Here is a 25,663-nt window from a genome sequence, read left to right on the forward strand (position 1 = left end):
TAAACTTTTCGACCTCTCGCCATGCCAAAAATAAAGCCAATCAAACTTGTTATTATCATCGTCTGTATAGTCATTATTGCTCTTTTAGCTTGGAAGTTTTTCAAACCAAAACAGCAGCAGCCACAATATATTACTGCCGAGGTAACACGTGGAGATATTGAAAATAATGTACTTGCAACGGGTACACTTGATGCAACCAAACTGATTAGTGTCGGTGCTCAGGTATCTGGTCAGGTTAAAAAGATGTATGTGCAACTTGGCGATCAGGTTAAGCAAGGTCAACTTATTGCACAGATTGATTCAACGACACAAGAAAATAGTTTAAAAACCTCTGATGCGAATATTAAAAATTTAGAAGCTCAGCGCCTTCAGCAAGTTGCTTCTTTAAATGAAAAACAACTTGAATACCGCCGTCAGCAACAAATGTATGCGCAAGATGCAACACCACGTGCGGATTTAGAATCGGCTGAGGCAAGCTATAAAACAGCTCAGGCACAAATCAAAGCGTTAGATGCACAAATCGAATCGGCAAAAGTCACAAAATCTACGGCGCAAACCAATATTGGTTATACGCGTATTGTTGCTCCAACAGATGGTACGGTTGTTGCGATTGTGACCGAAGAAGGTCAAACAGTAAACGCCAATCAAAGTGCGCCAACAATTGTCAAAATTGCAAAACTACAAAACATGACGATCAAGGCACAGGTCAGTGAAGCTGACATTATGAAAGTTGAGAAAGGACAACAAGTTTATTTCACTACATTAGGTGAAGACACTAAGCGTTATGCAACTTTACGTCAGATTGAACCTGCTCCAGATTCTATTTCTAGCGAATCAACAAGTACGACAAGCTCAACAACGAGTTCAGCTGTTTACTATAATGCCTTATTCGATGTGCCAAATACCGACGGTAAATTGCGTATTGATATGACTGCACAAGTTTATATCGTATTAAACTCAGCTAAAAATGCTCTACTCGTTCCATCATCAGCACTGAGCTCTAAACAATTTTCAGGTCAAAGAAAATCAGGCCAATCATCTGATAAAGCAAGCTCTACACCTGAAGCGGCTAAAAAATCTCAAGGAAATGGAGCTCGTTTGGAGCGTCTTAACCTGACTGCTGAGCAAAAACAGTTAATTGAACAAGGTAAATTAACGTTAAGTGTTGTACGTGTATTACAAGCTGATGGCACAACTAAACCAACTCAAATTTTGGTTGGCATTAACAACCGTGTAAATGCGCAAGTTCTTGCGGGCTTAAAACAAGGTGATCAAGTTGTCATTGCCGATAGCGCAGATACTTCTGCTGCATCAGCTAATAGTAGTAATAACCGTCGCCGTAGTGGCCCAATGGGAATGTAAGCATGACAAAACAAGCTTTGCTTGAAGTCAGCAATCTAGTCCGGGAATTCCCTGCTGGCGAAAGCACGATACAAATTTTAAAAGGCATTGACCTTACCATTTACGAAGGTGAACTGGTTGCCATTGTCGGTCAGTCTGGTTCTGGTAAGTCAACACTCATGAATATTTTGGGCTGTTTAGACCGTCCTACGAGTGGTAGTTACAAGGTTAGTGGACAAGAGACCGGTAAACTCGAACCAGATCAACTCGCTCGACTACGCCGTGAATATTTTGGTTTTATTTTCCAGCGCTACCATTTACTGGGTGACTTATCCGCTGAGGGTAACGTTGAAGTTCCCGCAGTTTATGCAGGTGTTACCCCTTCTGAGCGTAAACAACGCGCAACGGCTTTACTGACCGAATTAGGTTTAGGTACTAAAACACTCAATAGACCAAGCCAGCTCTCTGGCGGTCAGCAGCAACGTGTTTCTATTGCCCGTGCCCTTATGAATGGCGGTGACGTTATTCTGGCAGATGAACCGACAGGGGCACTCGACTCTCATAGTGGTGTTGAGGTGATGCGTATTTTGCGTGAACTCAATGCCGCAGGTCACACTATTATTTTAGTCACCCACGATATGCAAGTTGCAAAAAATGCGACGCGTATTATCGAAATTAGTGACGGAGAAATTATTAGTGACCGTCCTAATGTTCCTGATCAAGCAGCTGAACCAGGCAATTCTGATCCAGATGCCGCTCCTGCTTTGCAAGGCAAACAGAAGAAAGGCAAAAGTATTTCCGCATGGCGTTCTACTTTAGATCGTTTGTCAGAAGCTTTTCAAATGGCTTTACTGTCGATGAATGCTCACCGCATGCGTACTTTTTTAACCATGCTTGGGATCATTATTGGTATTGCATCTGTTGTTACAGTGGTCGCGCTAGGTAAAGGTTCTCAACAACAAATTTTAAGCAATATTAGCAGTCTGGGAACAAATACGATTACGGTGTTTCAGGGCCGTGGTTTTGGTGATAACTCCAAAACTGCAAACTTTAAAACATTGGTTCCTGCCGATGCTGATGCGTTAATGACTCAACCTTATGTCAGTGCAGTCAGCCCAATCGTCAGTACATCCAAAACCATGCGTTACCAGCAGAATGAAGCAAACGCGACCATTAATGGTGTGAGTAACGATTATTTTGATGTTAAAGGTCTGGTCTTTAAAGATGGGCAAACTTTTGACCAACGTAGTGTGCGTGATCGTTCACAAGATGTTGTCATTGATACTAATACTCAAAAACAATTCTTTGGAGATGGGAGCAATCCAATTGGTCAAGTCGTACTGCTCGGTAGTGTACCAGCACGTATTATCGGAATTGTAGAACCGCAGACAAGCGGCATGGGCTCAGATGATACTTTAAATGTCTATATGCCTTATACAACCGTAATGAGCCGTATGTTGGGTCAGTCTAATGTACGTAATATCGTGGTTCGTATTAATGACAAATATTCAACTGCTGCCGCAGAAAATGCGATTGTAAACCTATTAACTCAGCGCCATGGTGCACAAGATATTTTCACCATGAACAGTGACAGTATCCGTCAAACCATTGAGAAAACAACCAGCACAATGACGCTTCTGGTTTCAGCAATTGCCGTAATTTCACTGGTAGTTGGTGGTATCGGGGTAATGAACATTATGTTGGTTTCAGTGACTGAACGTACTCAGGAAATTGGCGTACGTATGGCCGTAGGTGCTCGTCAAAGTGATATTTTGCAGCAATTCCTAATTGAAGCAATTTTGGTGTGTCTAATTGGTGGTGTGCTTGGCGTTTTACTATCGCTTGGCCTTGGACAACTTATTAATAAATTTGCTGGCGGTAACTTTAGCGTGGCTTATTCAAGCACTTCTATTATTGCAGCATTTGTCTGTTCAACACTGATTGGTGTCGTATTCGGTTTCTTGCCTGCTAAGAATGCCGCGAAACTTGACCCGGTTGCCGCACTATCACGAGAATAAGGAAAATTGCATGTCTTTCTCTATGACTAAACTCAGCACAGCACTTCTTCTCACAGGTTCTCTTGTAGGATGTGCAGCTGTAGTAAAAACACCTTATGAAACACCTGCGGTACAAGTTCCGGGTAGCTTTCAATATGACACAGCAAAAGCAAAAAACATGTCTGCCGATCAATACTCTGATCGTTGGTGGACGCTTTTCAATGATGCTCAGCTTAATCAGCTCGTAAGCAATGTATTAGAGCGTAACAGTGATTTAGCAGTTGCCGGAATTGCGTTGAAACAAGCCCGTCTGCAAGCTGATCTAATTGCAAACAAACAAGGCTTGCGTACCAGTTCTAGTGTTTCTACAGGACATTCTTTCGATTTAAATTCGGGAGATGACAGCTCTAAAGGCCTATCAATGAGTGCGGGTGTAAGCTATGAGCTTGATTTGTTTGGTAAGCTTGCACGCCAAACTGAAGCAAGTAAATGGGAAGCCTTAGCGACTGAACAAGACTTACAAGCGACTGGGCAAAGTTTAATTGCAACCACTGCCAAACTTTATTGGCAACTCGGTTATTTAAATGAGCGCTACACAACTGCCCAGCAAAGTCTCGCAACCTCTCAAAAGCTTTATGACTTGGTGCAGATTCAATATAAAGCTGGTGCTGTTTCAGGTGTAGATCTGACTCAAGCAGAACAATCAGTACAAAGCCAGAAAGCGAGTTTAAGCCAGATTGAACAACAATTGGTTGAAACACGTACGGCTATTGCAGTGCTATTACATGAGCCATTGCAACAATTAAACATTCAAGAGCCAAAGCGTTTACCACGCACTGCTCTACCTTCAATTGGTGCTGGTTTACCTGCCGATATTTTATCGCGCCGCCCTGATTTGCAAGCAAGTGAACTCCGCTTAAGAAAAGCATTAGCGACTAAAGATGCTACTAAGGCGAGCTACTATCCATCGATTAGCTTAACCAGTAGTTTGGGCTCAAGCAGCACATCGTTAACAGAGTTATTACGTAACCCTGCCCTCACGCTTGGGGCAAGTTTGAGCTTACCGTTTTTGCAATATAACGATATGAAGAAAGATATCGCGATTAGCAATCTGGATTATGAGAAAGCGATTATTCAATATCGTCAAACACTTTATCAGGCTTTTGCTGATGTAGAAAATGCTTTATCGAGTCGTACCGAACTCGACAAACAAGTAGCGTTACAGGAGCGCAATGTTGAACTTGCAGAAAAAACTGAACGTTTAACCGAAGTCCGTTACCGTTATGGTGCTGTCGCATTAAAAACACTTCTTGATGCTCAGCAAACCACACGTACTGCACGTCTAAGTCTTGTTGAAACCAAGCAAAGCCAATACAACGCGTATGTCACTCTCATGCAAGCTTTAGGTGGTTCACCTGTAAAAGAACTGCCGCAATAACTTGTACCAATTAAAAAAGCCGTAGTCCTTGAACTACGGCTTTTTTATGGCTAAATAAGTTTTAAAACTTATTCATCATCCATCATAGATTGGCTCATACCTACAGTATTGAAACCAGCATCTACATATAGAATTTCACCAGTAATACCTGAAGCCCAAGGTGAGCATAGGAACAACGCTGCGTTACCTACTTCTTCAATCGTTACATTACGTTTTAACGGCGCAACTTTTTCATTGGCATCTAACATTTTACGGAAAGATTTAATACCAGAAGCAGCTAAAGTACGGATTGGACCCGCAGAAATCGCGTTTACACGGATACCATCAACACCCAAGCTTGATGCTAAGTAGCGAACACCCGCTTCTAAAGACGCTTTTGCCATACCCATTACGTTATAGTTAGGCATAACGCGCTCAGAACCTTGGTAAGTCAAAGTCAATAAACAGCCTTGACGAGCTTGTAATAAAGGTTTTGCAGCACGAGCCATTGCAATAAAGCTGTATGCACTGATGTCATGAGCAACTTTAAAACCATCGCGGTCAGTTACGTCAGTGAAGTCACCATCAAGCGTGTGTGCAGGTGCAAAGCCAATTGAGTGCACAACACCGTCTACGCCGTCCCAATGTTTTGCAAGTTCTGCAAATGCATTATCAATTTCAGCATCAACAGCAACATCACATGGAAACACAAGCTTAGAACCGAATTGCTCAGCAAATTCATCCACACGTTTTTTTAATTTTTCGTTTGGATAAGTAAACGCAAGCTCTGCACCTTCACGGTGTAATGCTTGTGCAATACCAAAAGCAATTGATAATTTACTAGCAACGCCTGCAATCAAAAAGCGCTTACCTGCTAAAAGTCCTTGTGTCATGCCGATCTCACTCAAAACAATTTCAAGCATAATGCCAATATTCAGCGGTTTTCGAAATTGCATAATGCATCTTTTTTCAAAAATCGCACGAAAAAAAATCGCTCCTGATAAGGAGCGACTTCTCGATGAATTCAATCTTAGTCGTCAGACAATAAGCCAAGTAAGCGTAAGAAAGAAATATACATCCACACTAAAGTTGCAAGTAATGCGATACCACACAACCATTCCATGAATTTTGGTGCACGATAAGCTGCATTAGTTTCAATTAAATCAAAATCTAAAATCAGGTTAAGTGAAGCAATCACTGCAACAAATGCAGCAAAGCCAATACCTAACCAGTTACTTTCAAAAATATAAGGAACGCTTGAACCAAATGCTAAACGCATGACCATCTGGACGATAAATACAATAAAGATCGCCAAAGATGCAGAGATTACAACTGACTTGAACTTTTCAGTTGCGCGAATAATTTGGAATTTATATAGACCAAACATCACCAAAGTGGTGACGAAAGTTGCTAATAAAGCTTGAAGAGGAACACCTGGGTATTTCAACTGGAAAGTAAAAGAAATACCACCTAAAAAAGCCCCTTCAAATAAGGCATATGGAATTGCTAATGTTGGCGCTGTCGTTGGTTTAAACATTGTAATTAAAGCTAAAACCAAGCCACCAATTGCACCCACAATTGAAGCCGCGTAAGCAATACCAACATTTGCAGTAAAGGCTGCATAGAAAAATAAAGCGACACCCACCGCAGCAGCAATAACTGTCAACATTACAGATTTTTGAATCGCACCTTGCACAGTCATCGGTTGACTATAGTCACTGACCGTTTCAACACGGGTCAGTATCGGGTTATTACTTTGCATAAATGCTCTCTTTTTATAATAAAAATTTAAAACATCATTTTAAGCAAAATGAATATGAAAGCCAAATTAAGGAATTGGCATTATTGTAACAATCCCCTTTAAACAATAAAAAAGGAGGCAATAGCCTCCCTTTCATATCACTCTGGTAAGGTTATTAATCTTTACCGTCAGTGTTCATGATAAAGAAATATTCACGATAGTATTTCAACTCGGAAATCGAGTCACGAATATCATCCATTGCCAAATGCGATGCATTCTTTTTCAAACCGCTCATGATTTCAGGGCGCCAGCGTTTTGAGAGTTCTTTTACCGTAGATACATCAAGATTACGATAGTGAAAATACTGCTCAAGCTCTGGCATTAAACGATGTAGGAAACGGCGATCCTGACAAATCGAGTTACCACACATTGGCGAAACTTTTGGATTGACCCATTTTTTTAGGAATTCTAAAGTTTGTAACTCAGCATCACGAGCTGTTAATTTGCTGCGACGAACTCGTTCAACTAACCCAGACTGCCCATGTTGGCGGGTATTCCACTCATCCATTGCATTTAAAATACGGTCAGGCTGGTGAACGGCTAAAACCGGACCTTCGGCAAGTACATTTAAATGATCATCTGTAATAATTGTTGCGATTTCAATAATTTGGTCATTATCGGTATCTAATCCGGTCATTTCCAGATCAATCCAAATTAATCGTGTATTTAAAGTACTGCTCATGTATGTACGTTCTAAAATGCCGTAAAAACATCAATAGTAGCAAATTTCTTGCATCTGCGCTGTAATTCTATAGCCGCTTCATGCTATTTTTGCCATCTTCAAACAGTGGTTTTTTTGGGATATGAATGGCTTTAATTCGTAAGCGTCGTTTAACTGAACAACAGCAACGTCGTATTGAAAAACAGCACAAAACTCGCCAAGAAGAGGCTGATACTTCACAAGATCTGGACGGACTCGTTGTACAACATTATGGCCGCCAACTTGAAGTACAAGCACTCTCTGTACCTGAGCATCACCCAGAAAAACCTCAAGTTGCCGAAGGAGAGCCAGAACCTTTCTGGAAACCTATCGAGCTCAAAAGCGTATGGCGCTGTCATACTCGAACAAACTTAGAATTACTTGTAACTGGTGACCGAGTTAAATGGCAAGCTGACCCCAATACGGGTTTAGGTATTATTACAGCCATTCACCCACGTACTTCTTTACTTACCCGTCCAGACCGTTATCACAAAGTTAAACCTGTGGCAGCAAATATCAGTTTGATTGTGATTGTATTCTCACCGCTTCCTGAACCTGCGCCAACGTTAATTGACCGTTATTTAGTTGCTTGTGCAGATGCTAATATTCCTGCTCTTTTAGTCCTCAATAAGTCTGATTTGTTAACCGAAAATGACCCAATTCTCACACTATTAGAAGAATATAAAACTTTGGGTTATGAAGTGATGATTTGTCAGTCTAAAAAGGGTGATATCTCTGCGTTATCTGAACGTTTAGATGGTGAAACAGTCGCTTTCGTTGGCCAATCGGGTGTAGGAAAAAGTTCATTAATTAATGTGCTCATTCCAGAAGCAGAGCAAAAAACAAATATTATTTCTGAAAACTCTGCACTTGGTCAGCACACAACAACCTCTACACGTTTAATGAATTTCGGTAAAAATGGCGCGTTAATCGACTCACCGGGAATTCGTGAATTTGGGCTTTGGCATCTTGATTTAGAAAAAATTCGTATGGGCTTTCCAGAAATTGAAGCACATTTGGGTTCTTGCCAATTCCGTAACTGCACCCATACTCATGAAAAGAACTGCGGGTTAAAACACGCTGTAGAATCTGGTGAAATTTTACCACGGCGCCTAGATAGCTTTTTGCGTTTAAATGATGAGATTCAAGAGGCACAGCAAAAAAACTAATTTTCTGTCCGCTTTGCCCTTGAAGTGGTGATTTTGATCACCATCTATATACGCTATACTCTAGGTCAATTTTGTTTTTAATTTTTTTTAGGTGACTTGTGGAACGCTGGTTAGAGTTTATGGGGAATCACCCCATTTTGTTTGGTACGCTCGGAGTCTTGATCGTGTTGTTCTTCATTTTTGAAGGTCAACGTAACGGTCGTAAAATTTCACCACAGTCGCTTGGTATTTTAGTGAAAGCGAAAAATGCCATACTCATCGACTTGCGCGATAGTAAAGACTTCCGTGAAGGTCATATTAGTGGTAGCCGCAATATTCCTTTCAGCCAAATTGCAAGTCATGCTGATGAATTAAAAGCAAGTGACCGTCCATTAGTATTTATTTGCAACCTCGGGCAAGTCGCTGGTAGTGCTTTGCAAAAAGTTGCTCACCATGACAGCTATCGTCTTGATGGTGGTATTAGTAACTGGAAAGCACAAGGCTTACCTCTTGTTAAAAGCAAACCAAAAGCTTAAGGAGAATTATTATGGCTGCAAATGTCATTGTTTACTCAACTTCTGTATGTCCGTATTGCGTTCGTGCTAAACAGTTACTTGAGCGTAAAGGTGTTGCTTACAAAGAAGTAAATCTTTCTGTTGAAGCACCGGAAGTACGTGTTGAATTAATGCAACGCACTAATCATCGTACTGTCCCACAAATTTTTATTAACGATCAGTTTATTGGTGGTTTTGACCAACTTTATGCTTTAGAGCGTGAAGGTAAACTCGACGAATTATTGGCTTAATCTCGCATCCATATTAAGGAAAAAACAATGAGCGAAGAACAACAAGTTCAACCACAATTAGCTTTAGAGCGTATTTATACAAAAGATATTTCTTTTGAGGTTCCTGGGGCGCAGGTTTTTACTAAACAATGGCAACCTGAACTCAATATCAATCTTTCTTCTGCTGCAGAAAAAATTGATCCAACTCATTTTGAAGTTTCTTTAAAAGTTGTGGTACAAGCCGATAACGACAACGAAACAGCGTTCATTGTAGATATCACTCAATCAGGTATTTTCTTGATTGATAACATCGAAGAAGATCGCTTACCGTATATTTTAGGCGCTTATTGCCCAAATATTTTGTTCCCGTTCTTACGTGAAGCGGTAAATGATTTAGTGACTAAAGGTAGCTTCCCACAGTTACTTCTTACACCAATCAACTTTGATGCAGAGTTCGAAGCGAATATGCAACGTGCTCAAGCTGTTGAAGGTCAAGCTTAATTTTATAGCTTGCTCTAAACTTAAAAAACCGCGTAATTCGCGGTTTTTTTATGTCTGCTATTCGCTTTTTAAGTATCAAGTGAATGAAGCTGTATTGTAGGAAACTGAAAACCACGGCAAGATAATTCTGAACGCCATGCCACTGTTAAAATCATATTACCCACAACGAAGTTTTGATAAGCAAATGTCCCGATCAGTGGATGAGAACATATTCCGCCACGGTCTGTAGGATGTGCTTGAGTATTTAAAGTATTTAAATCTAAACGTATACCAAGGCCTGAAGCTTTTAGAACAGCCTCTTTTGTCGTCCAGACTTTAAACCAATATTCTCTATCTTGTTCTAGACTTTGCCATGTTACATATTCATCGGGATGAAATGCATGCTGAGCTAGAGCTTCCAAATGTACTTTACGGTCTAACTCTTCAACGTCTATACCGATATCTTTAACATGCTGACTCATCGCTAAAGCATAGTATTGTTGACTATGAGAGTGATTAAAATTTAAATCGTGACTCAATAAATATGGCTTGCCATGCTCATGCTTTGCAAACTCCAAATCCGTTATTTTAATTTGTAATTTCTGTGCTATCAGCTCGTTTCTAATATTATGTATTTGCTGTTTTTTATAATGATTAAATGTACGAAAGTCTGGAAAATCTTGTTTAGATTTTAAAAGAAGCTGGGACAATGTCTGTGTGTAGACTTCAATATTACGTTTAGACATTATCCCGACCTTATTTAAAATTAATTAGAATTTAACCACGTCACCTTTTAAGGTAACACCCGCCATCATAGCGCCTTTATAGCAATCGTAAGTTGTCGTACTTGTAGTTTCATTGGCTTTAAAATAGCTCACAATATTGGTAACTGCATTTGCACCTTGTGCTTTAGCATTATTTTGCATTTGGATCAGTGCTGAACGTAAAACCCAGTCACAAGACGTTGCTGCTGACTTACCAAAACCATTGGTTTTTTTATTGGTTACCGCATCTTTTTGAATGATTTTACCGCCAGACTTTGTACCCTTTAAATAAAACTTTACTGAACCATCTAAAGTCCCATCTGCAACTGCACGGTCTACAGCTTCTTTAAAATTTAACTGATGTACTTCATCTCCAGCCTGAACAGTGGCAGTAAAACCCGCACTTAGCATTGCTACAAATAAAAGTTTTTTATTTAACATTGTTGTGTTCCTTATTGTTTAACACGTTTAAAAATAAGCGAAGTATTAATTCCGCCAAAAGCAAAGTTATTGCTCATAATAATGTCAGCATCCAAATTTCTCGGCTGCTGAACGATATAATCTAGATCACCGCACAATGGATCAATTTCATCTAGGTTTAAAGTTGGAATGAAACGGCCACGATTCATCATTTCAATGCTCAGCCAAGCTTCAATAGCTCCACACGCCCCCAACGTATGTCCAAAGTAGCTTTTTAAAGAGCTGATTGGTTTACGTCCTAAAACTGTTGCTGTCGCCTGACTTTCAGCCACATCCCCCTGATCAGTTGAGGTACCATGCGCATTCACATAAGCGATGTCTTTAGCCTCTACAGATGCATCTTTAAGTGCCAATTGCATACAGCGCCCCATCATCTCGGCGTCTGGTTTAGTTACATGTTGACCATCAGTATTGCTACCATAGCCAATCACCTCTGCATAGATATGAGCACCTCGAGCTTTGGCATGTTCGTATTCTTCTAAAATTAAACAGCCTGCGCCTTCACCAATCACCAATCCATCTCGCTTAGCATCAAATGGACGCGGTGTTTTTTCTGGTTGGTCATTCATGCCACTAGTCGCAAACAATACATCAAAAACCGCTGCACCTGCTGCACTGAGTTCCTCTGCACCACCCGCAATCATAACCTGTTGTTTGCCATATTTAATGGCTTCATAGGCTTGCCCAATGGCCATAGAACCAGAAGTACATGCACTTGAGGTCGGTAAAGTTAAGCCTTTTAGACCAAAATATACGGTCATGTTCACCGCACTTGTGTGGGCCATCATACGAATATAGGTTGTTGCGTTGATCTTACTCATGCTCTGATGAAGCAACATGCTAGCAAACTCACCCACGGCCTCTACGCTACCCGCAGAAGAACCAAAAGCAACACCGGCTTCGCCACTAGACAAAATTTCATGCCCAAGCAAACCAGCATTTTGTAAGGCAGTTTCCGCACAAACCACAGACATAAGGGCTACACGCCCCATCCCGCGGGTAACCTTACGGTTAAAATGTTTTGGAACATGGAATGTTTCAACAGGGCCAGCAAGCTTTGTCCGAAGATCAACATATTGCTCCCACTCTGGCATGTATCGTATACCACTTTTGGCAGCATCAAATCGAGCAAAGATCTCATCGGTGGTTTCACCTAAAGAGGTAATTCCTGCCATTCCTGTCACGACCACACGTTTCATCAAATGAGTCCCCCATTTACAGAAATAACCTGTCGAGTTACATAAGAGGCTTCATCTGAACACAAGAATTTTACTACGCTCGCCACTTCATCGACCTGTCCCATGCGTTGCAACGGAATCATTTTAAGTGCATGCTCTTTGACTTCATCGGTGACCATTTCAGTTTCGATCAACCCTGGTGCGACACAGTTCACAGTAATTTTTCGCTTCGCCAATTCGAGTGCCAAAGCCTTGGTCGCACCAATCAATCCTGCTTTTGCAGCACTATAGTTAACCTGACCACGGTTACCCATAATCCCAGAAACCGAAGATAAGGTGACAATACGGCCACCTTTACGTAAATGAATCATTGGCATAACTAATGGTTTTAATACGTTATAAAAACCGTCTAGGGACGTTGAAATAACTTCATCCCAATCTTGATCGGTGAGCGCTGGAAAAGCACCATCATGGGTAAGACCTGCATTCAATACAACGCCATAGAATCCGCCATGCTGCTCTACATCTTGCTCTAAAATTTGTTGAACAGTTTGGCGTTCATTTACATCAAACATTAGATAATGGCTATTTTGACCTAGAGCCTGTATCTCTTGTACGACTTGCTCAGCCTCTGCTTGACGCGAACGTGCATGCACAGTCACATCAAAACCAGCCTTTGCTAGTTGTAACGCAATCGCTTTCCCAATTCCTCGACTTGAACCTGTTACTAAAATTCGTCTTGTCACAATGTATTCCTAATTCTTTGTGGTTATTCAAATGGTGATTCTGTTGGCTCAAATACACTTAACGTTGCCTGAATGCAGTGCTCAGCATATTGAATTTCACAGGAAAATTGCCCAAGTCCTTCATGAAAATATTGTTGTTCTATTTGAATGATCAATCGTGAACCTAAGGCGAAATAAGGGATCGGTAAATTTAACTTACGCGTTCCCAATAAAAAACCGACTTTTGGCGCTTGTTTTGACTGCTGACCTTGCCAGCCGGAATAAGCACTAATCGTTTGTGCCATAATTTCAATGCTTGCCCATGTCGGCAAACCTTCTGCTTCACAAAACATAAGCTCTGGCGTAATCGTAAGTTCTGCTTGCGCCCGCCCTTCTGCAACCTCAGTTAAATGGTCAATAAATACCATCGGTTGCTCATGAGGAATATATTGAATTGCATCTAGTTTCACTAGGGCTTCACTCCAAAAACAAGACTAATATTACTTCCCCCAAAAGCGAAAGAATTACTCATGACATAGCGGATGGGCTGTTTTAGTTCGGCATTTTGCACATAGTTTTGGTCAGCCAAATCTGGATCAATCTCAACACTTTGATGTAAAGGCAACCAATTTTGATCTTTTAAAACTTGCTCACAAATAAAAGCCTCTATGGCACCCGCTGCACCAAGACAATGTCCAGTTTTATGTTTTGTACTACTTAAAGCAACTTGGTAATCGCCAAAAATTTGCCTTACAGCCTTAATTTCCATTGCATCATTTTGTGGAGTTGCTGTTCCATGCAAATTGATATAACCCACCTCTTGAGCTGAAATACGTGCCATATCTAATGCACGTTGCATAGCTAAAGCAGCACCTTTACCTTCAGGGTGCGGGGCTGAAATGTGCCATGCATCCATGGACTCACCCGCCCCCATTAACATGACAGGGGCTTGTTCTTTACTTAGTACAAAAAACGCAGCGGCTTCACCAATATTAATACCATCACGGTTTAGACCGCAGGGTTGGCAAATATGTTCAGATAAACTCTCTAGACTATTAAATCCATTTAGAGTCAACTTACACAAGGTATCGACGCCACCGACTAGCACAACATCAGCTAAATCTGCGTGAAGTAATCTCTGCCCTGCGGCTAATGCTTTAGCACTTGAAGAACAAGCTGTTGAAATCGTATAGGCTGGCCCTTCCCATCCTAAGTACTGCTGCAATGCTTTCGCTAAACAGCTCATTTCTTGGGGATAATGAGATATCGATAGATCTGTTTGCCCTTGAAAATATTGCTTAAGTAAGAGTTCATTATCTGCAATACCAGACGTCGATGTGCCCACCACAATGGCCAAACGTTTATTTTCAAAGGATGCGGTATAAGCTTTTAAGTCTGTTTCTATTTTAGATAATGCGGTTAATGCAAAACGTAGATTACGTGAATCTACAGACTGTAAAGCATCAGGTACGCTCGAACATAATGGATGCGTATATTGTCCCACCCAAACATCACGATCAGCGATTAAATCATCTCGCAAATTCAAGGTTTGCTGCGGCTGTTGTAATGCCTGTTTAATTTGATTAAGTTCACAGCCTAATGCAGATAAACCAACACTAAATTGTATGCCTACTGCCATTGGAGCTGCATTTGCTGAAGGTAGATGTTTCATGGCGTAGGACTTTCTTCTGTCTGTAAAGTGTTCTCAATCGAACTCAGCGTCATGGTATAAGGGACTTGTTCATTAATCAATTCAATGCTTCCTTGTCCCTGTTTAAGCTGCAATACAGGTTGCTTTTCAATATAAACAACCTGCTTGTCTGCTTGTTGTTTCATCTCTACAGCTTGCTGCCCTAAATGCGAAAACTGAGGGTATGTCGCAAACAAAAGGTCACGCACCACAAACTCAAAAGGCAATAAACGCATTTGATCAATACGCTGTTCAACATGAACCCGATGCCCATCAAACTGTAACTTAAATAATTGCTGGCCTGTCAGGCTTAAAGCGACCATATCCAGTACAGCGCCCTTTTGCTGTTGATATAACAAGAAGCTAAAACTTTGCTGCTTCCACTGAACTTCAACCTGATCTTGCCGTTGATAAGCTTGTGCCTGCCATAGTGGGCTTTGCAGCCCTTTGGCATGTGGCATAACCTGACAACCATTTAAAAATATAAAGCTACTGAGTAATATCGTTGCCCATTTGCGTTGCATGGTTATCCCTCAAGTACCTGTTCTTGCGCCAATCCTTCACGACAATATTCTGCCAAAGTGGTGAGTCTACGTTTGGCATTTTTATGGATTGGATTTTTTTCATCCCACGCATAACCAGCCAATAATGAAGAAATCATACGGCGAATGCCTTCATTCTGATTTTGCGAGAACACCACATCTTGGAACTCGCCTTCGTACCATGACTCAACATAGGCACGAAATACCTGAATGCCGCGGCGTAATGGTTTTTCATATTCTTCTAACCAGTCGACTTGCTCACCTTGTAAAACTCCTTCAACTAAAGGAACCGCCAAACTTGAAGATTTAAGAGCAATCGTCACACCTGATGAAAAGACTGGATCAAGAAACTCACCCGCATTACCTAATAGCGCATAGTTGCGGTCTGCCAAGTGTTTTACATTCGCTGAGTAGCCCACCAAAGTACGCACTGGTGTATCAAACGTTGCATGGCGCAAGACATGTGACAAGCTTGGTTCATCGGCTAAAATACGCTTAAACATTGCTTCTGGTTCATTATCTTCAGCATTTTCGACCGTGTATTTGTCAAAAAATTCTTGTTCTGCAACGACACCGAAAGAAGCACGCCCATCAGCAAATGGAATCAGCCAATACCATGCACGGTGATCTTTTTCATGGACAGTAATTAAAATTTTATTACGGTCAAACTCTGGGTCATCTGTAATACCATCTTCAATATGGGTAAACAGCGCACGTCGTACCGGAAAATTTGATGGGCTTTCTAAATCTAATAACTTTGGCAAAATCCGCCCAAAGCCACTCGCATCTAACAAGAATTTAGTTTGAATCTGATAACGCTGTTGTTCTTCATCAATTACTGTAAGTACAGGCTGTTCAGATACAGCATCAACATCTAAGACTTCATGTCCAAAGCGTATATCTGCGCCATAAACTTGAGCCTGTTTTGCTAGCAAATTGTCAAAATCTGCACGGCGAACTTGCCAAGTTGTTCCCGGACCATCCGTAAATTTTTCTGTAAAGTCATAAAAACTACGCTGTTTGCCGCGTAAAAAAGCCGCGCCATTTTTAAATTGAAAAGCGTATTGCTCAACATGTTCACGGACTGTTTCTAATAAACCAGCCTCTTCTAAAAACACCATAGACTGCGGTAACAATGACTCACCAATGGAAAAACGAGGGAAATGCTGTTTTTCAATGACCGTAACGGTATAGCCCTTTTTTCGAAGAAGTGCAGCAGCAGAACTACCTGATGGCCCAGCCCCAATAATCACGACGTCAATTTTTTCTATAGTGCTCATAGCACAACTTCCTTTTTAATTTATTCAAATTATGAATGGTCTTGTAAATTTACAATATGTTTTTCATCTGCGGGGGTTAACAAAGTCGCATAGATAAACGAGAAAATAACCCCGAATAAAACCGTTAAACCAAAACAATGAATTGCGTAAGTATGGCTAAATGAAAGTAATCCAAAGCCAAGTAAGGTCGACATCATACATAAAAATAATGCCATTCCAACTACTTGTGGGTGATCATGTCCATGTCGGTAGAAAATTGCATAGTCGACACCAATCCCAATAATCAGGAATGTCGCCATAATACTAAACAGGTTAATCTCGACACCTAACCATGCCTGAATAGCAAAAGTGCTCAGTAAAGCCAAACTGACTGGCAGAACCAATGGCACAATCGAACTTAGTCCATAAATAAGCGCTAAACCAACCGCCAGACCAATTAAGGCATAAATCAGAAGATGTTGAGCCTGCACTCGATGTTCAGCAAACATTTGCGACATTTCGGTAATCGGTTGCTGGAAATGTATGTGCTCATTCTGAAGCTGCTTCAACACGTCAGGTTGCTTCACCCCTGTCACCATGACTAATCGTTCATTGGCTTGAGGTTGTAAAAAAGCTAAAGGATGATCTTTAAATACAGAAAAATCTAATAACGGTTGTGTCACCAGTTGCTGTTGCCACTGTAAAACATCATTAAGATTTAGCCCCATGCTTTGTGCATATTGCTGCAAAGTCACTTTTGGAATATTTCTTAATAGTTGTAGATTATTTTGCTGCTCTGCCAATGGTGGAATCCATTGTCCCAAAGCTTGAAATGCACTGATTTTCCCTTGTGACTGTAACTGTTGCAAATGTCCAATCAGTCGCTGCTCTTGTTGCTGCATTTCATTTGCCGATGCTGCACGCACCACAAAATAATCACTACTTTGTTGCTGGCCAAATTGCTCACGAACCGCTTGGTCTTGCTGTTTTAAGCTCACGTCCATACCTTGTAAATTACGAATATCATCGTTACTTTTAAGATAGAAAAGACTCGCCGTACCTACTGCTAAAATGATTGCAATCAAGATATAACGAACTTTGGCTCGTTGCTGAAACCATAACCGTGCTTGTCCAATCCACGACAATGCTTTTATTGCTGGCTGGGCATTGAGTGCAGGTAATCTTGGTAATAGTAGAACACTACTGATCCACGCCGCAGTTAATCCTACAATTGAAAAGACTGCAATCTGCTTAAAACCTGGAAATGGAGTAAAACTCAAAAAGATGTAAGCAACTAATGTGGTCATTAAGCCCATAAACAAACTTGGTAATAGTGGTTTTAAAATTTGAAAACCACCAAGCTTTCTATGCTGCGATTGCATCGCCATAAAATAAAATGAAAAGTCGACACAAACACCAATCAGACTTGCACCAAATACTAATGTCATCAGGTGAATTTCACCAAATACCCAATGTGTGACTGCAAACGCCACAAAGCTTCCAGTCGAAACTGCAATAAACTCGGTCGCCAAAGGTCGCAGTGAGCGAAAGCCGAACCAAACCAGAAAAATTAAGCCCAGTGTCGAGCCAACACCAATGGTTGATATTTCCTGTTTAGCGGATTGCGTCCCAAAATTTGAAAATAAAATAGTTCCAGTCCAATGAGATTTTAATCCCATTGCAGCTAACTTTTGCTTAGTTTGCTCAATCCAAGTAGAGGTCTGTTCTTGGTAATCAATATTGTATGGGCTTTGCGTCAACTGTAATACGAAAAGCCGAGAGATACCTTGCTCATGATGAATCGTGGCAAAGCCCTGCTCCATTTCAATATCTTGTTGCGACGGGGTTACCAACTGCATGGCATAACGAGGGAACAATAATAGCGGGTCTTGCTTAAGTGACTCAGCAGTGACAGGCATGCCTGGACTCATCATCTGCATCAGACTTTGTTCAGTCAGCGCAGCATAATCCTTTTTTTGCAATAAGGCTTGATCTTGAGCACTCAACAAACCTGCTCGATGTTGATACAACTGTTTTGCAAATTGATCAAAATCAAGTTGTGGTTTCAGTGGTTGCCACAACTGGCTTTGCTTGGCCTGCGCTGTTAAGAAATGAGTCGCTTGTTGTATCGCAGCTTCATCTTTGGCATCGACCACCACAAATACTTTATTGTTGAGTTGCTCATTCATGTACTGCTGAGTACGTGCAAGTTCTGGGTCCTGCTGAACTTTAGGCAATAACGCAAAAATATTAGTTTGAATATGAATATCTTTATTCAGCCACGTCACGCCAAGCCCCACCGCAATCAGTAGCAGAGCAATTAACCAAAGCGCGGTGAACCTATTTTGCCAGTTGGAAAATCGCATGCTCAGCAGCCGTTAGAGTCGTCGGTTGAGAAGTCTGGTGACTAAAGCGAATGGTCGTTAAATTATTCGCTTTCTCGGTAATTACGATTTGGTTGACGTACTGTTGTCCTTGAGCATCAACACGCACAAATAACTTTTTAAACAAGCTACTTTTCGGAGTTAAGCTCATGCTCCAACCCGCTGGACTATAATTCGCACTTACCACATTAAAATTCTTTGCCAAAGCCTGTTCATTACCAGACATGAGTTGTAAGAATAAAGTCGCGACCGAACTATATGGCGATTGATCAACTTGTATTTGGCTAAATGTACGCTGAGTTTTCTGTACCAATTTGGTTGGGGTAACAATCAAATCTGCTTGTACAGGTCGTTTGATTTGCCAGGCTACACCATAAGATTTTGAGAACAACAAAGAGCCGTTCGATATAAAAGTTTTATTCAACGATGGCAATTTTTTTTGCTGTTCAAAATCAGCACGAACCGTAGGAGACTGTGACAATTGCTGAAAAATTTGAGTGATCTGTGTTGGCGCTGCATAGACCGCACTTAAACTGCTCATCCAAACAGCAGCACCTAAACCTAAAGTTTTGATGAATTGAGACATCACGTATTCCTCTTCGGTTGAAACTCAGACCATGCATTCAAGCGATCAAACAAAACCTGTGGCGATTGAAAACACATTTCACGAGCTTCAATATTCACCGCTACCTGTGTGGTATAACCCTTGGTTAAACGTTTTCCTGACTCAGCATCAAAAATCAAATAATCAATTTTCAAACGGTTTTCCCATTCTTTTAAAATGGCCCGAACCCGAATCTTTTGTTCAAACTCAATACCGTATGCATAGCGAACATGGCTTTCAATCACAGGCCATGCATAGCCTGATTCTTTCATCTGCATATAGTTGTAATGAAATTGATCGAGCAATTTACAGCGCGCAATCTCAAAATATTTTAAATAGTGTCCATGCCAAACCACATTCATGGTATCGACATCATGAAATGGAATTTCAATGATTACATCTGCATGCATTGGCTCACCTTATCCCATAAATTCTGGTTGATTAAACAGTTCAAGTTGGTCTAAACGATCAACAATCTGTTGTAATTCGGTTTGTAATGGTCGGTCTTCTTCGACAAATGCAAAGCTTTGTAAGGTCCATTGCATAAATGCCTGCAATGTTGGACTTAACTGTGTGGTGAGGCCTTTCAAGTGAATCGCCTGCACACTTGCACAGCACAGCGCTGCAATGACTTGCTGTGTTAAGGTAATTACTCGGCTCGCATCACGCGCAGCAATAGTTCCCATGCTAACTTTGTCTTGGTTATGACATTCGGTTGAACGTGAAAAAATTGAAGCTGCCAAAGTGTTTTTTAAGGCTTCAGCCGTCCACGCCGATACTCCGATTTGTACCGCTTTAAAACCATGATTCAGTGGCAAACGTTCAGCCGTTGCACCCGTTAAATTACGTGGTAAACCATGATTCATTTTATGATCGACTAGTTGTGCAATCTGTCTATCCATCAAGTCAGCAATATTGGCAATCATAATTTTTAAGCTATCCATTGCTTGTGCAATGTGTCCACCGTAAAAATGACCGCCATGCAACACACGCATACCGACTGGATCAATCAATGGATTGTCGTTACTTGAATTCAGTTCATTTTCAATAAACTGACGTAACCATACTTTTGAGTCTTCAAAAACACCAATGATGTGTGGTGCACAGCGCAACGAATAACGGTCTTGCAAGCGTGGACTTTGATGTGCTGTTTGTACTTCACTGTTCAGCCAGTCACGTAATTGCTTGGCAATTTGCTGCTGCCCCGGATGGGGCTTTTGTGCAAATAGTACTTCATCAAAATGACTAGGATTACCTTCCAAAGCCAATACATTTAGAGCAGTAATTAAAGTACTTGCAAGTGCAATTTGCTCTGCTTTTTTATAGTTCAAACAAGCAATCGCCGTCATCACCGCTGTGCCGTTCATGAGCGCCAAACCTTCTTTAGGTCTAAGCGTTAAAGGCAACATATTTTTTTCAGCATAGACTTGAGCAATAGGAACAATTTGCCCATCGACATAGACGTCACGTTCACCGACTAAAGTTCCCGCAATGTAAGACAACGGCGTTAAGTCTCCGCTTGCCCCGACTGAACCTTCAGATGGAATGACTGGAATTACATTTTCATTCAGCAACCAAACTAAGCGTTCCAGCAAAGCGATCGACACGCCTGAATAACCGCGAGCCAATGAACATAAACGTGTCACGACTACTGCACGTGCAGTGATGACATCTAAATTTTCGCCTAAACCACAACCATGAAAGCGTGAAAGATGCAGCGGTAGTTCATTAACCTGATGTAATGGTACTTCAACCAAACATGAGTCACCATAACCCGTGGTCACACCGTAGATAACCCCTTCTTCTTCAAGGAGCTGATCGAGAAAATCAGCACCTTTTTGAATCAGTTCACGCCACTCAGACGTTTCTGGTAAAGCAACCTGACATTCGCCTCTGGCTACGGAAACGACATCTTCAATACTCAGAGGTTGTTCACCTACGGTTAACACACGCATGTTATTTCGTCCAAAAATTATAAAAATTAAACCATTGATAAGGGGCACGCAGACAATGCTGTTCTAGTACGGCAACGTACGTTTTAGTGATGGTTTGCATACTTTCAATACGGTGAGCACGGGGTAAACTCACCTGCTCAGCAATTGAATGAATATGAACTTGAAACTGCTGTTGCACTCGATAGCAAAACACCGCAATAACAGGCACTTTGAGTAAATTTGCTAAAATCCATGCACCTTGTGGGAAAGCTGCTGATTCCCCTAAAAAATCAACATGCTGTACACGATCTGACTGCACAGGAACTCGATCTGCCGCCACAATGACCCACTCACCTTGCTGCATTTTATCTTGCAGCAACATCGCGGTTTCAATACCTAACTCATCAACTGATAAAAGACAGACATCCGCCTTATCATTTAGTTTTTTCAAAAACTCATTAAATTTTGTCGCGTGCTTTTGGTAAACCAGCACATTAATTTTCTGCGGATGCTCTGACTTAATGGCTCGAAGCAATTCAATATTACCAAAGTGAGAGACAATAATCAGAGCACCTTTTTGATAATGCTGAGAGAAGTTTTCATGTCCAAAAACTTGTAATTCCTGCTCGGGAATATTACCCAACCAGCCCTCAATCTTATCTAAAATACATTCCCCAAATTGTATGAAATGCGCGTAGCTATTTGTCCAATTTGGTTGGTGGCTAAAAGGCGATTGTGATCCAGCAAAATGATGCAGTTTTTGTAAATAGAGTAAAGAAGCCTGTCTTGCTGTGGCTGCAAATAACCAGTACCACATAATAACGAAGTACATCACCAACTTGCATAACCAACGTCCACCAAAACGGTAAAACCACAACACGAGCATAAGGGGCAACATGCCACCTCGCTCTTTAATGTCATTCCATTTTGGTGAAGCTGAATCTGTCATAATTAACCTTGCAGCTTTTGTTTTAATAGCTTCGGTAAGCGAATCAGCATGCCCATAAACAAAGTTGCATGCGCTTTACTTAACCCTAAGTTATCTCGCCAAGCATGAAAATGAGAAATACCCTGCTCTGGATAAACCACAGGTGTTGGTACATTAATAAAAGGAGTATTTTCCCATTTTAAACGCACTAAAATTTCACTATCAAAACCCATACGTGGCTGAAATTTAGCACTATTTAAAACATTTATTGTGCTCTCAAGCGGATACACGCGAAACCCGCACATGCTGTCTTTAATTTCAAAAGACAAACTATTTAACCAGACCCAAAAATGAGTAATGTAACGGCCATATAAGCGCTTTTTAGGAATAGAGGCATCAAAGTATGGCTGACCAATTACCATTGCATCTGGATGCTGCCGAGACTGCTCGATAAATTTTGGAATGTCATCCCAGCAGTGTTGACCATCTGAATCGAGTTGTAATGCATGGCTTAAACCAAGCTCATAGGCTGCACGTAAACCAGTCATTACGGCTTGTCCCTTACCCTTATTCACCTCATGTTCAATAAGATGAATTTGAGAATATTGCTCTGCCAATCCTTTTAAAATTTGGCTACAAGCATCATCACTTCCATCATTGACCAACACAATCGGTAGATCAAAACTGTCCAGATAAGAAATCAAATCTGCTAAATAATGTGGATGGTTATAAACCGGAACAACAAAACCGTAATTGGTCTGCATTTTTAACCCCCTACTTCCGTTTGCAAAGCAAATAATAGTCGTCCTGAAGCCAGAATCTGTTCTGAATCGCGTAGTTCAAAACTCACCTTGTGATCTTTTCGAGCAAGCTTGAGTTGTACCATGGCATACGGACGAATCAGGTTTTGAAATTTTAACTGCTCATATCCCTGACACCAGCTCAAATCAGACCAAATTGATTTAGCAAAATGTTGTAAAAAGCCAATTTGCCCAACCCCAGGATAAATCGGTTGTGTTGGGAAATGCCCTTTAAAACATGCTAATTCAGGTGGAAATTCCAACTCCCAAATGTAGTCATCTGAATTTTGAGACTGTGACAGCACTACGGGTTGTAACATAGGCTTAAATAGAGTTTTCAAATAGTTTTTATTGAGTTTGGACTGAGTATTTTGTGGTAACTGGCTGAGGAAACGCCATTGACGAGGAATTGCGATCGTTTCCAAGCTGTCTTTTAATTGTTGTTTTAAATGGCTGACAAAAGCGGACTTACCTTGCTGTTGTAACTGCTCACGAGCTTGTTCTGTCAGAACAACAATACAACCCAATATTTGACGTTGCTCATGTTCAAATACCAATACATGACAGTGTTTGACGACATCTAGAGCCTGAATACTTTGCTCAATCGCATCTAGACTCAAGCGCTTTTCTTCAAGTTTTACAATTCGATCTGTACGCCCCATCAACTTAAAGGTCTGACATGTTGCATCTGTCCATGCAGCGCCATCACCTGTGCTAATCCAATCATCCTCATAGGCATGATTACTCTTGACCATAAGCTGTTGCTCTTCAATCCGAATAGCCACATTACTAAATGCAATCCAAGCATCTTCATCTTTAGCACGATGGGCAATACCACCCGTTTCCGAACTTCCCAAAACTTCAATAATCGGACGATTTAAGAAAGGGCGAACACCTCTTTCTAGCTTGCCACCAGAACTAAAGACCATTTGGCAGTGTTGCAAAACGACATCAGTTGTCCAACGTTTTAATAATGCAGGACTTGAGATCAAATAATTGCTTAATCTCAACGTTTCTAACTTTTTTTGAGCTTGTACCACATCTTCTGGGAATGCCATTTGAGGTACATAAAAACTTCGACCAGTAGCAAGTGGTAGCAGTAATTTAAACAGTAATCCATAAATATGTTGATGACTAACCGTTGCAATCGCAATTGCATGTTCATCAAAACTAAAGCTTTGACTTAACCCTTGGACTTCGTTGAGTAATTGTTTGAGTGTCCTTGGAATTTTTTTAGGTTCACCAGTTGAACCTGATGTATAAAAATAGAGTTGCGCCTGCTCTAAAAAAGCATCGTCTAAGGTTAAAGATGAAGGAACAACTTCTTCAGTATTTTGGCGCTTTAAAAAATAAATCTGCTGTGCTGCAAAATCTTGTTCTAGTTCACGTACTCGATTTGGTGGTAAAAGTACTTGTTTTTTCGCTAGCAAAGCAGCAAAGAATAAAACCAGAAATTCATAGCTATCCGCTTCCCATAAAGCCCAAGTTAGTTTTTCCATTTGAGCAATTGCAGCAGCTTGTAAGGCCACATCCTGCCAAAAGTAATTAACACTGGTCGAGTGCAGAGCACCGTCTATACAAAGTGGCTGAGCTGAATCGATGAATTTCTGAAAATGGCAATACATAGTTTTTAATTAATGATTTGAAGAATGTAAACGCTGATGTCGCTTTCGCAAAATAAATTCACCAAGGAACAAAATGCCCATCAGCACATAAGAAATAAAGCCATTATAAATGACCCAAACCTGAGTTGAGGTAAAAAGCACAGTGCTTAACGCAATCAGTGCATTACAAAAAAAGAAAACACACCAAACTTTAGTCACCTGTCTGGTCCACTGCACCCCAGAATCAGGTAAATCAGGTTCAACGAGTCGGGCAAAGCGCTCAATCATAGACGGCGGCTTGATGAGTGTCAGCGAAAAAATAATTAATGCGCCTAAACTCATACCGACTGGATATAACTTTAACCACGCATGATTATGTGACAATAAGCTCAGACTGCCACAAACAATAGCAAAACCGGTTAAAGGCCATAATAAAGAGTTACCTTTACCAAAAAGTCTGACGACACCCAACCCGATGAGTAATAGACTTACCCAAATGAATTGACCATGTGTCAAACTCCAACCCACAATAAAGGGATACAGCACAAAAAGTGCTGCAACTATCCCTTTAAGAATAAACTTCATTCAGCAGTCATGTTCTGAATAACCGTCACAACATCAAGTACGGTTCTCACATTTTTAAAGTCTTCAGGCTTTACTTGCTTACCTGTTAACTCTTTAATTTTTACAACTAAATCAACCGCATCAATACTGTCGACATCAAGATCAGAATAAAGGTTCGAATCGAGTTGAACAGTCTCTGGTTCAATCTCAAACAAATCTTCCATCCATTCGCGAAGTTTAGTTAATACTTGCTCTTGAGATAACATCATCACACTCCTTATGACTTCTGTTGTGCTTCAACTAAAGCAACCAAACTCTGGATTGATTTAAAATGCTGTTTGGTTTCATCCGACTCTGCATTTAAATGAATGTTGTAACGCTTTTTCAAAGCTAGTCCCAACTCAAGTGCATCAATCGAGTCTAATCCTAAACCTTCTCCAAATAGTGGTGCTTCTGTATCAATATCCGCAATAGTGATATCTTCAAGTGCCAAAACATCAATAATCATTTGCTTTAGTTCATCAGCAAGATTGCTCATT

The 25,663-nt window shown here is 40.8% G+C and carries 28 protein-coding genes; 7 read left to right on the forward strand and 21 right to left on the reverse strand.

Annotated features, from left to right (window positions below):
* Positions 1-21 precede the first annotated feature (21 nt).
* Genes I7H67_RS07155 through I7H67_RS07165 form a run of 3 tightly spaced genes read left to right on the forward strand, consistent with a single transcriptional unit; the run spans position 22 to position 4,776 of the window.
* Entirely contained in the window at positions 22-1,362 is a 1,341-nt protein-coding gene (locus tag I7H67_RS07155) for a MacA family efflux pump subunit (protein WP_004794665.1), read from the forward strand.
* Between the two features lie 2 nt (positions 1,363-1,364).
* Complete coding sequence (locus I7H67_RS07160) at positions 1,365-3,359, forward strand: MacB family efflux pump subunit (protein ID WP_005302315.1); 1,995 nt, start codon at positions 1,365-1,367, stop codon at positions 3,357-3,359.
* A 22-nt stretch (positions 3,360-3,381) separates the two neighbouring features.
* Positions 3,382-4,776, forward strand: coding sequence for an efflux transporter outer membrane subunit (locus I7H67_RS07165; RefSeq protein WP_198307515.1), 1,395 nt, complete (start codon positions 3,382-3,384; stop codon positions 4,774-4,776).
* Between the two features lie 68 nt (positions 4,777-4,844).
* On the opposite strand, the gene I7H67_RS07170 is transcribed toward I7H67_RS07165, so the two are convergent.
* From I7H67_RS07170 to orn, 3 genes are all read right to left on the reverse strand, one after another.
* A complete protein-coding gene (locus tag I7H67_RS07170) occupies positions 4,845-5,648 on the reverse strand; it encodes an enoyl-ACP reductase (protein WP_023274323.1) in 804 nt (267 codons plus the stop codon).
* 137 nt (positions 5,649-5,785) lie between these two features.
* Positions 5,786-6,517 (reverse strand): Bax inhibitor-1/YccA family membrane protein, encoded by a 732-nt coding sequence (locus I7H67_RS07175; RefSeq protein ID WP_198307462.1) that lies wholly within the window; start codon positions 6,515-6,517, stop codon positions 5,786-5,788.
* A 154-nt stretch (positions 6,518-6,671) separates the two neighbouring features.
* Positions 6,672-7,238 carry an oligoribonuclease gene (gene orn / locus I7H67_RS07180; protein ID WP_004794671.1) on the reverse strand — a complete coding sequence of 189 codons (567 nt, stop codon included), beginning with the start codon at positions 7,236-7,238 and terminating at the stop codon, positions 6,672-6,674.
* 125 nt (positions 7,239-7,363) lie between these two features.
* Between orn and rsgA the strand changes: the two genes are divergently transcribed.
* The 4 genes from rsgA to secB all read left to right on the forward strand — a co-directional run bounded on the left by rsgA (position 7,364) and on the right by secB (position 9,689).
* Entirely contained in the window at positions 7,364-8,425 is a 1,062-nt protein-coding gene (rsgA, locus tag I7H67_RS07185; RefSeq protein WP_005302303.1) for a small ribosomal subunit biogenesis GTPase RsgA, read from the forward strand.
* 98 nt (positions 8,426-8,523) lie between these two features.
* The gene (locus tag I7H67_RS07190; RefSeq protein WP_111855456.1) at positions 8,524-8,940 is read left to right on the forward strand and encodes a rhodanese-like domain-containing protein; all 417 of its coding nucleotides are present in this window, start codon (positions 8,524-8,526) and stop codon (positions 8,938-8,940) included.
* Positions 8,941-8,951: 11 nt separating this feature from the next.
* A complete protein-coding gene (gene grxC, locus I7H67_RS07195; protein WP_002114715.1) occupies positions 8,952-9,209 on the forward strand; it encodes a glutaredoxin 3 in 258 nt (85 codons plus the stop codon).
* 27 nt (positions 9,210-9,236) lie between these two features.
* Positions 9,237-9,689, forward strand: a complete 453-nt coding sequence (gene secB / locus I7H67_RS07200; protein ID WP_003654925.1) for a protein-export chaperone SecB — start codon at positions 9,237-9,239, stop codon at positions 9,687-9,689.
* Between the two features lie 68 nt (positions 9,690-9,757).
* On the opposite strand, the gene I7H67_RS07205 is transcribed toward secB, so the two are convergent.
* Genes I7H67_RS07205 through I7H67_RS07290 form a run of 18 tightly spaced genes read right to left on the reverse strand, consistent with a single transcriptional unit; the run spans position 9,758 to position 25,662 of the window.
* On the reverse strand, positions 9,758-10,414 hold the full coding sequence (locus I7H67_RS07205; RefSeq protein WP_198307463.1) for a 4'-phosphopantetheinyl transferase family protein: 657 nt from the start codon (positions 10,412-10,414) through the stop codon (positions 9,758-9,760).
* Positions 10,415-10,438: 24 nt separating this feature from the next.
* Positions 10,439-10,873: a hypothetical protein gene (locus I7H67_RS07210; RefSeq protein WP_004794675.1), complete on the reverse strand. Its 435-nt coding sequence runs from the start codon at positions 10,871-10,873 to the stop codon at positions 10,439-10,441.
* Positions 10,874-10,884: 11 nt separating this feature from the next.
* Positions 10,885-12,111, reverse strand: coding sequence for a beta-ketoacyl-ACP synthase (locus I7H67_RS07215; protein ID WP_198307464.1), 1,227 nt, complete (start codon positions 12,109-12,111; stop codon positions 10,885-10,887).
* On the reverse strand, positions 12,111-12,836 hold the full coding sequence (locus tag I7H67_RS07220; RefSeq protein ID WP_004794677.1) for a 3-ketoacyl-ACP reductase FabG2: 726 nt from the start codon (positions 12,834-12,836) through the stop codon (positions 12,111-12,113). Before I7H67_RS07220 ends, I7H67_RS07215 begins: the two co-directional genes overlap by 1 nt.
* Before the next feature lie 23 nt (positions 12,837-12,859).
* Positions 12,860-13,285, reverse strand: a complete 426-nt coding sequence (locus I7H67_RS07225) for a 3-hydroxylacyl-ACP dehydratase (RefSeq protein WP_000762337.1) — start codon at positions 13,283-13,285, stop codon at positions 12,860-12,862.
* A complete protein-coding gene (locus I7H67_RS07230; protein ID WP_198307465.1) occupies positions 13,285-14,487 on the reverse strand; it encodes a beta-ketoacyl-[acyl-carrier-protein] synthase family protein in 1,203 nt (400 codons plus the stop codon). The genes I7H67_RS07225 and I7H67_RS07230 overlap by 1 nt, the downstream gene beginning before the upstream one ends.
* Positions 14,484-15,029 (reverse strand): DUF3261 domain-containing protein, encoded by a 546-nt coding sequence (locus I7H67_RS07235; protein WP_198307466.1) that lies wholly within the window; start codon positions 15,027-15,029, stop codon positions 14,484-14,486. The genes I7H67_RS07230 and I7H67_RS07235 overlap by 4 nt, the downstream gene beginning before the upstream one ends.
* 2 nt (positions 15,030-15,031) lie before the next feature.
* The gene (locus I7H67_RS07240; protein ID WP_198307467.1) at positions 15,032-16,327 is read right to left on the reverse strand and encodes an NAD(P)/FAD-dependent oxidoreductase; all 1,296 of its coding nucleotides are present in this window, start codon (positions 16,325-16,327) and stop codon (positions 15,032-15,034) included.
* Positions 16,328-16,356: 29 nt separating this feature from the next.
* On the reverse strand, positions 16,357-18,672 hold the full coding sequence (locus I7H67_RS07245; protein ID WP_227602550.1) for an MMPL family transporter: 2,316 nt from the start codon (positions 18,670-18,672) through the stop codon (positions 16,357-16,359).
* On the reverse strand, positions 18,647-19,276 hold the full coding sequence (locus I7H67_RS07250) for a LolA family protein (RefSeq protein WP_005302277.1): 630 nt from the start codon (positions 19,274-19,276) through the stop codon (positions 18,647-18,649). Before I7H67_RS07250 ends, I7H67_RS07245 begins: the two co-directional genes overlap by 26 nt.
* Positions 19,276-19,704, reverse strand: coding sequence for an acyl-CoA thioesterase (locus I7H67_RS07255; RefSeq protein ID WP_003654902.1), 429 nt, complete (start codon positions 19,702-19,704; stop codon positions 19,276-19,278). The genes I7H67_RS07250 and I7H67_RS07255 overlap by 1 nt, the downstream gene beginning before the upstream one ends.
* A 9-nt stretch (positions 19,705-19,713) precedes the next feature.
* Positions 19,714-21,249, reverse strand: a complete 1,536-nt coding sequence (locus I7H67_RS07260) for an HAL/PAL/TAL family ammonia-lyase (RefSeq protein ID WP_005302274.1) — start codon at positions 21,247-21,249, stop codon at positions 19,714-19,716.
* A 1-nt stretch (position 21,250) separates the two neighbouring features.
* Positions 21,251-22,177: an acyltransferase gene (locus I7H67_RS07265; RefSeq protein WP_198307468.1), complete on the reverse strand. Its 927-nt coding sequence runs from the start codon at positions 22,175-22,177 to the stop codon at positions 21,251-21,253.
* A 2-nt stretch (positions 22,178-22,179) separates the two neighbouring features.
* On the reverse strand, positions 22,180-22,920 hold the full coding sequence (locus I7H67_RS07270) for a glycosyltransferase family 2 protein (RefSeq protein WP_198307469.1): 741 nt from the start codon (positions 22,918-22,920) through the stop codon (positions 22,180-22,182).
* Positions 22,921-22,922: 2 nt separating this feature from the next.
* Positions 22,923-24,581 (reverse strand): AMP-binding protein, encoded by a 1,659-nt coding sequence (locus I7H67_RS07275; protein WP_198307470.1) that lies wholly within the window; start codon positions 24,579-24,581, stop codon positions 22,923-22,925.
* A gap of 9 nt (positions 24,582-24,590) precedes the next feature.
* Positions 24,591-25,145, reverse strand: coding sequence for a septation protein IspZ (locus I7H67_RS07280; RefSeq protein ID WP_111855481.1), 555 nt, complete (start codon positions 25,143-25,145; stop codon positions 24,591-24,593).
* On the reverse strand, positions 25,142-25,396 hold the full coding sequence (locus I7H67_RS07285) for an acyl carrier protein (protein WP_001987856.1): 255 nt from the start codon (positions 25,394-25,396) through the stop codon (positions 25,142-25,144). The genes I7H67_RS07280 and I7H67_RS07285 overlap by 4 nt, the downstream gene beginning before the upstream one ends.
* A 5-nt stretch (positions 25,397-25,401) precedes the next feature.
* Positions 25,402-25,662 (reverse strand): phosphopantetheine-binding protein, encoded by a 261-nt coding sequence (locus tag I7H67_RS07290; protein ID WP_000067033.1) that lies wholly within the window; start codon positions 25,660-25,662, stop codon positions 25,402-25,404.
* Position 25,663: the final 1 nt, after the last annotated feature.

This window comes from Acinetobacter sp. ACIN00229, assembly GCF_016106645.1.
In the GTDB taxonomy this organism is placed as follows: domain Bacteria; phylum Pseudomonadota; class Gammaproteobacteria; order Pseudomonadales; family Moraxellaceae; genus Acinetobacter; species Acinetobacter oleivorans.

Excerpts from the sequence above, each read along its gene's own strand:
- I7H67_RS07205 (WP_198307463.1), bottom strand. The coding sequence starts at position 10,414 with ATGTCTAAACGTAATATTGAAGTCTACACACAGACATTGTCCCAGCTT.
- I7H67_RS07155 (WP_004794665.1), top strand. The coding sequence starts at position 22 with ATGCCAAAAATAAAGCCAATCAAACTTGTTATTATCATCGTCTGTATA.
- grxC (WP_002114715.1), top strand. The coding sequence starts at position 8,952 with ATGGCTGCAAATGTCATTGTTTACTCAACTTCTGTATGTCCGTATTGC.
- I7H67_RS07160 (WP_005302315.1), top strand. The coding sequence starts at position 1,365 with ATGACAAAACAAGCTTTGCTTGAAGTCAGCAATCTAGTCCGGGAATTC.
- I7H67_RS07230 (WP_198307465.1), bottom strand. The coding sequence starts at position 14,487 with ATGAAACATCTACCTTCAGCAAATGCAGCTCCAATGGCAGTAGGCATA.
- rsgA (WP_005302303.1), top strand. The coding sequence starts at position 7,364 with ATGGCTTTAATTCGTAAGCGTCGTTTAACTGAACAACAGCAACGTCGT.
- I7H67_RS07260 (WP_005302274.1), bottom strand. The coding sequence starts at position 21,249 with ATGCGTGTGTTAACCGTAGGTGAACAACCTCTGAGTATTGAAGATGTC.
- secB (WP_003654925.1), top strand. The coding sequence starts at position 9,237 with ATGAGCGAAGAACAACAAGTTCAACCACAATTAGCTTTAGAGCGTATT.
- I7H67_RS07255 (WP_003654902.1), bottom strand. The coding sequence starts at position 19,704 with ATGCATGCAGATGTAATCATTGAAATTCCATTTCATGATGTCGATACC.
- I7H67_RS07240 (WP_198307467.1), bottom strand. The coding sequence starts at position 16,327 with ATGAGCACTATAGAAAAAATTGACGTCGTGATTATTGGGGCTGGGCCA.
- I7H67_RS07215 (WP_198307464.1), bottom strand. The coding sequence starts at position 12,111 with ATGAAACGTGTGGTCGTGACAGGAATGGCAGGAATTACCTCTTTAGGT.
- I7H67_RS07265 (WP_198307468.1), bottom strand. The coding sequence starts at position 22,177 with ATGACAGATTCAGCTTCACCAAAATGGAATGACATTAAAGAGCGAGGT.
- I7H67_RS07175 (WP_198307462.1), bottom strand. The coding sequence starts at position 6,517 with ATGCAAAGTAATAACCCGATACTGACCCGTGTTGAAACGGTCAGTGAC.
- orn (WP_004794671.1), bottom strand. The coding sequence starts at position 7,238 with ATGAGCAGTACTTTAAATACACGATTAATTTGGATTGATCTGGAAATG.
- I7H67_RS07235 (WP_198307466.1), bottom strand. The coding sequence starts at position 15,029 with ATGCAACGCAAATGGGCAACGATATTACTCAGTAGCTTTATATTTTTA.
- I7H67_RS07245 (WP_227602550.1), bottom strand. The coding sequence starts at position 18,672 with ATGCGATTTTCCAACTGGCAAAATAGGTTCACCGCGCTTTGGTTAATT.
- I7H67_RS07210 (WP_004794675.1), bottom strand. The coding sequence starts at position 10,873 with ATGTTAAATAAAAAACTTTTATTTGTAGCAATGCTAAGTGCGGGTTTT.
- I7H67_RS07275 (WP_198307470.1), bottom strand. The coding sequence starts at position 24,581 with ATGTATTGCCATTTTCAGAAATTCATCGATTCAGCTCAGCCACTTTGT.
- I7H67_RS07280 (WP_111855481.1), bottom strand. The coding sequence starts at position 25,145 with ATGAAGTTTATTCTTAAAGGGATAGTTGCAGCACTTTTTGTGCTGTAT.
- I7H67_RS07290 (WP_000067033.1), bottom strand. The coding sequence starts at position 25,662 with ATGAGCAATCTTGCTGATGAACTAAAGCAAATGATTATTGATGTTTTG.
- I7H67_RS07250 (WP_005302277.1), bottom strand. The coding sequence starts at position 19,276 with ATGTCTCAATTCATCAAAACTTTAGGTTTAGGTGCTGCTGTTTGGATG.
- I7H67_RS07270 (WP_198307469.1), bottom strand. The coding sequence starts at position 22,920 with ATGCAGACCAATTACGGTTTTGTTGTTCCGGTTTATAACCATCCACAT.
- I7H67_RS07170 (WP_023274323.1), bottom strand. The coding sequence starts at position 5,648 with ATGACACAAGGACTTTTAGCAGGTAAGCGCTTTTTGATTGCAGGCGTT.
- I7H67_RS07165 (WP_198307515.1), top strand. The coding sequence starts at position 3,382 with ATGACTAAACTCAGCACAGCACTTCTTCTCACAGGTTCTCTTGTAGGA.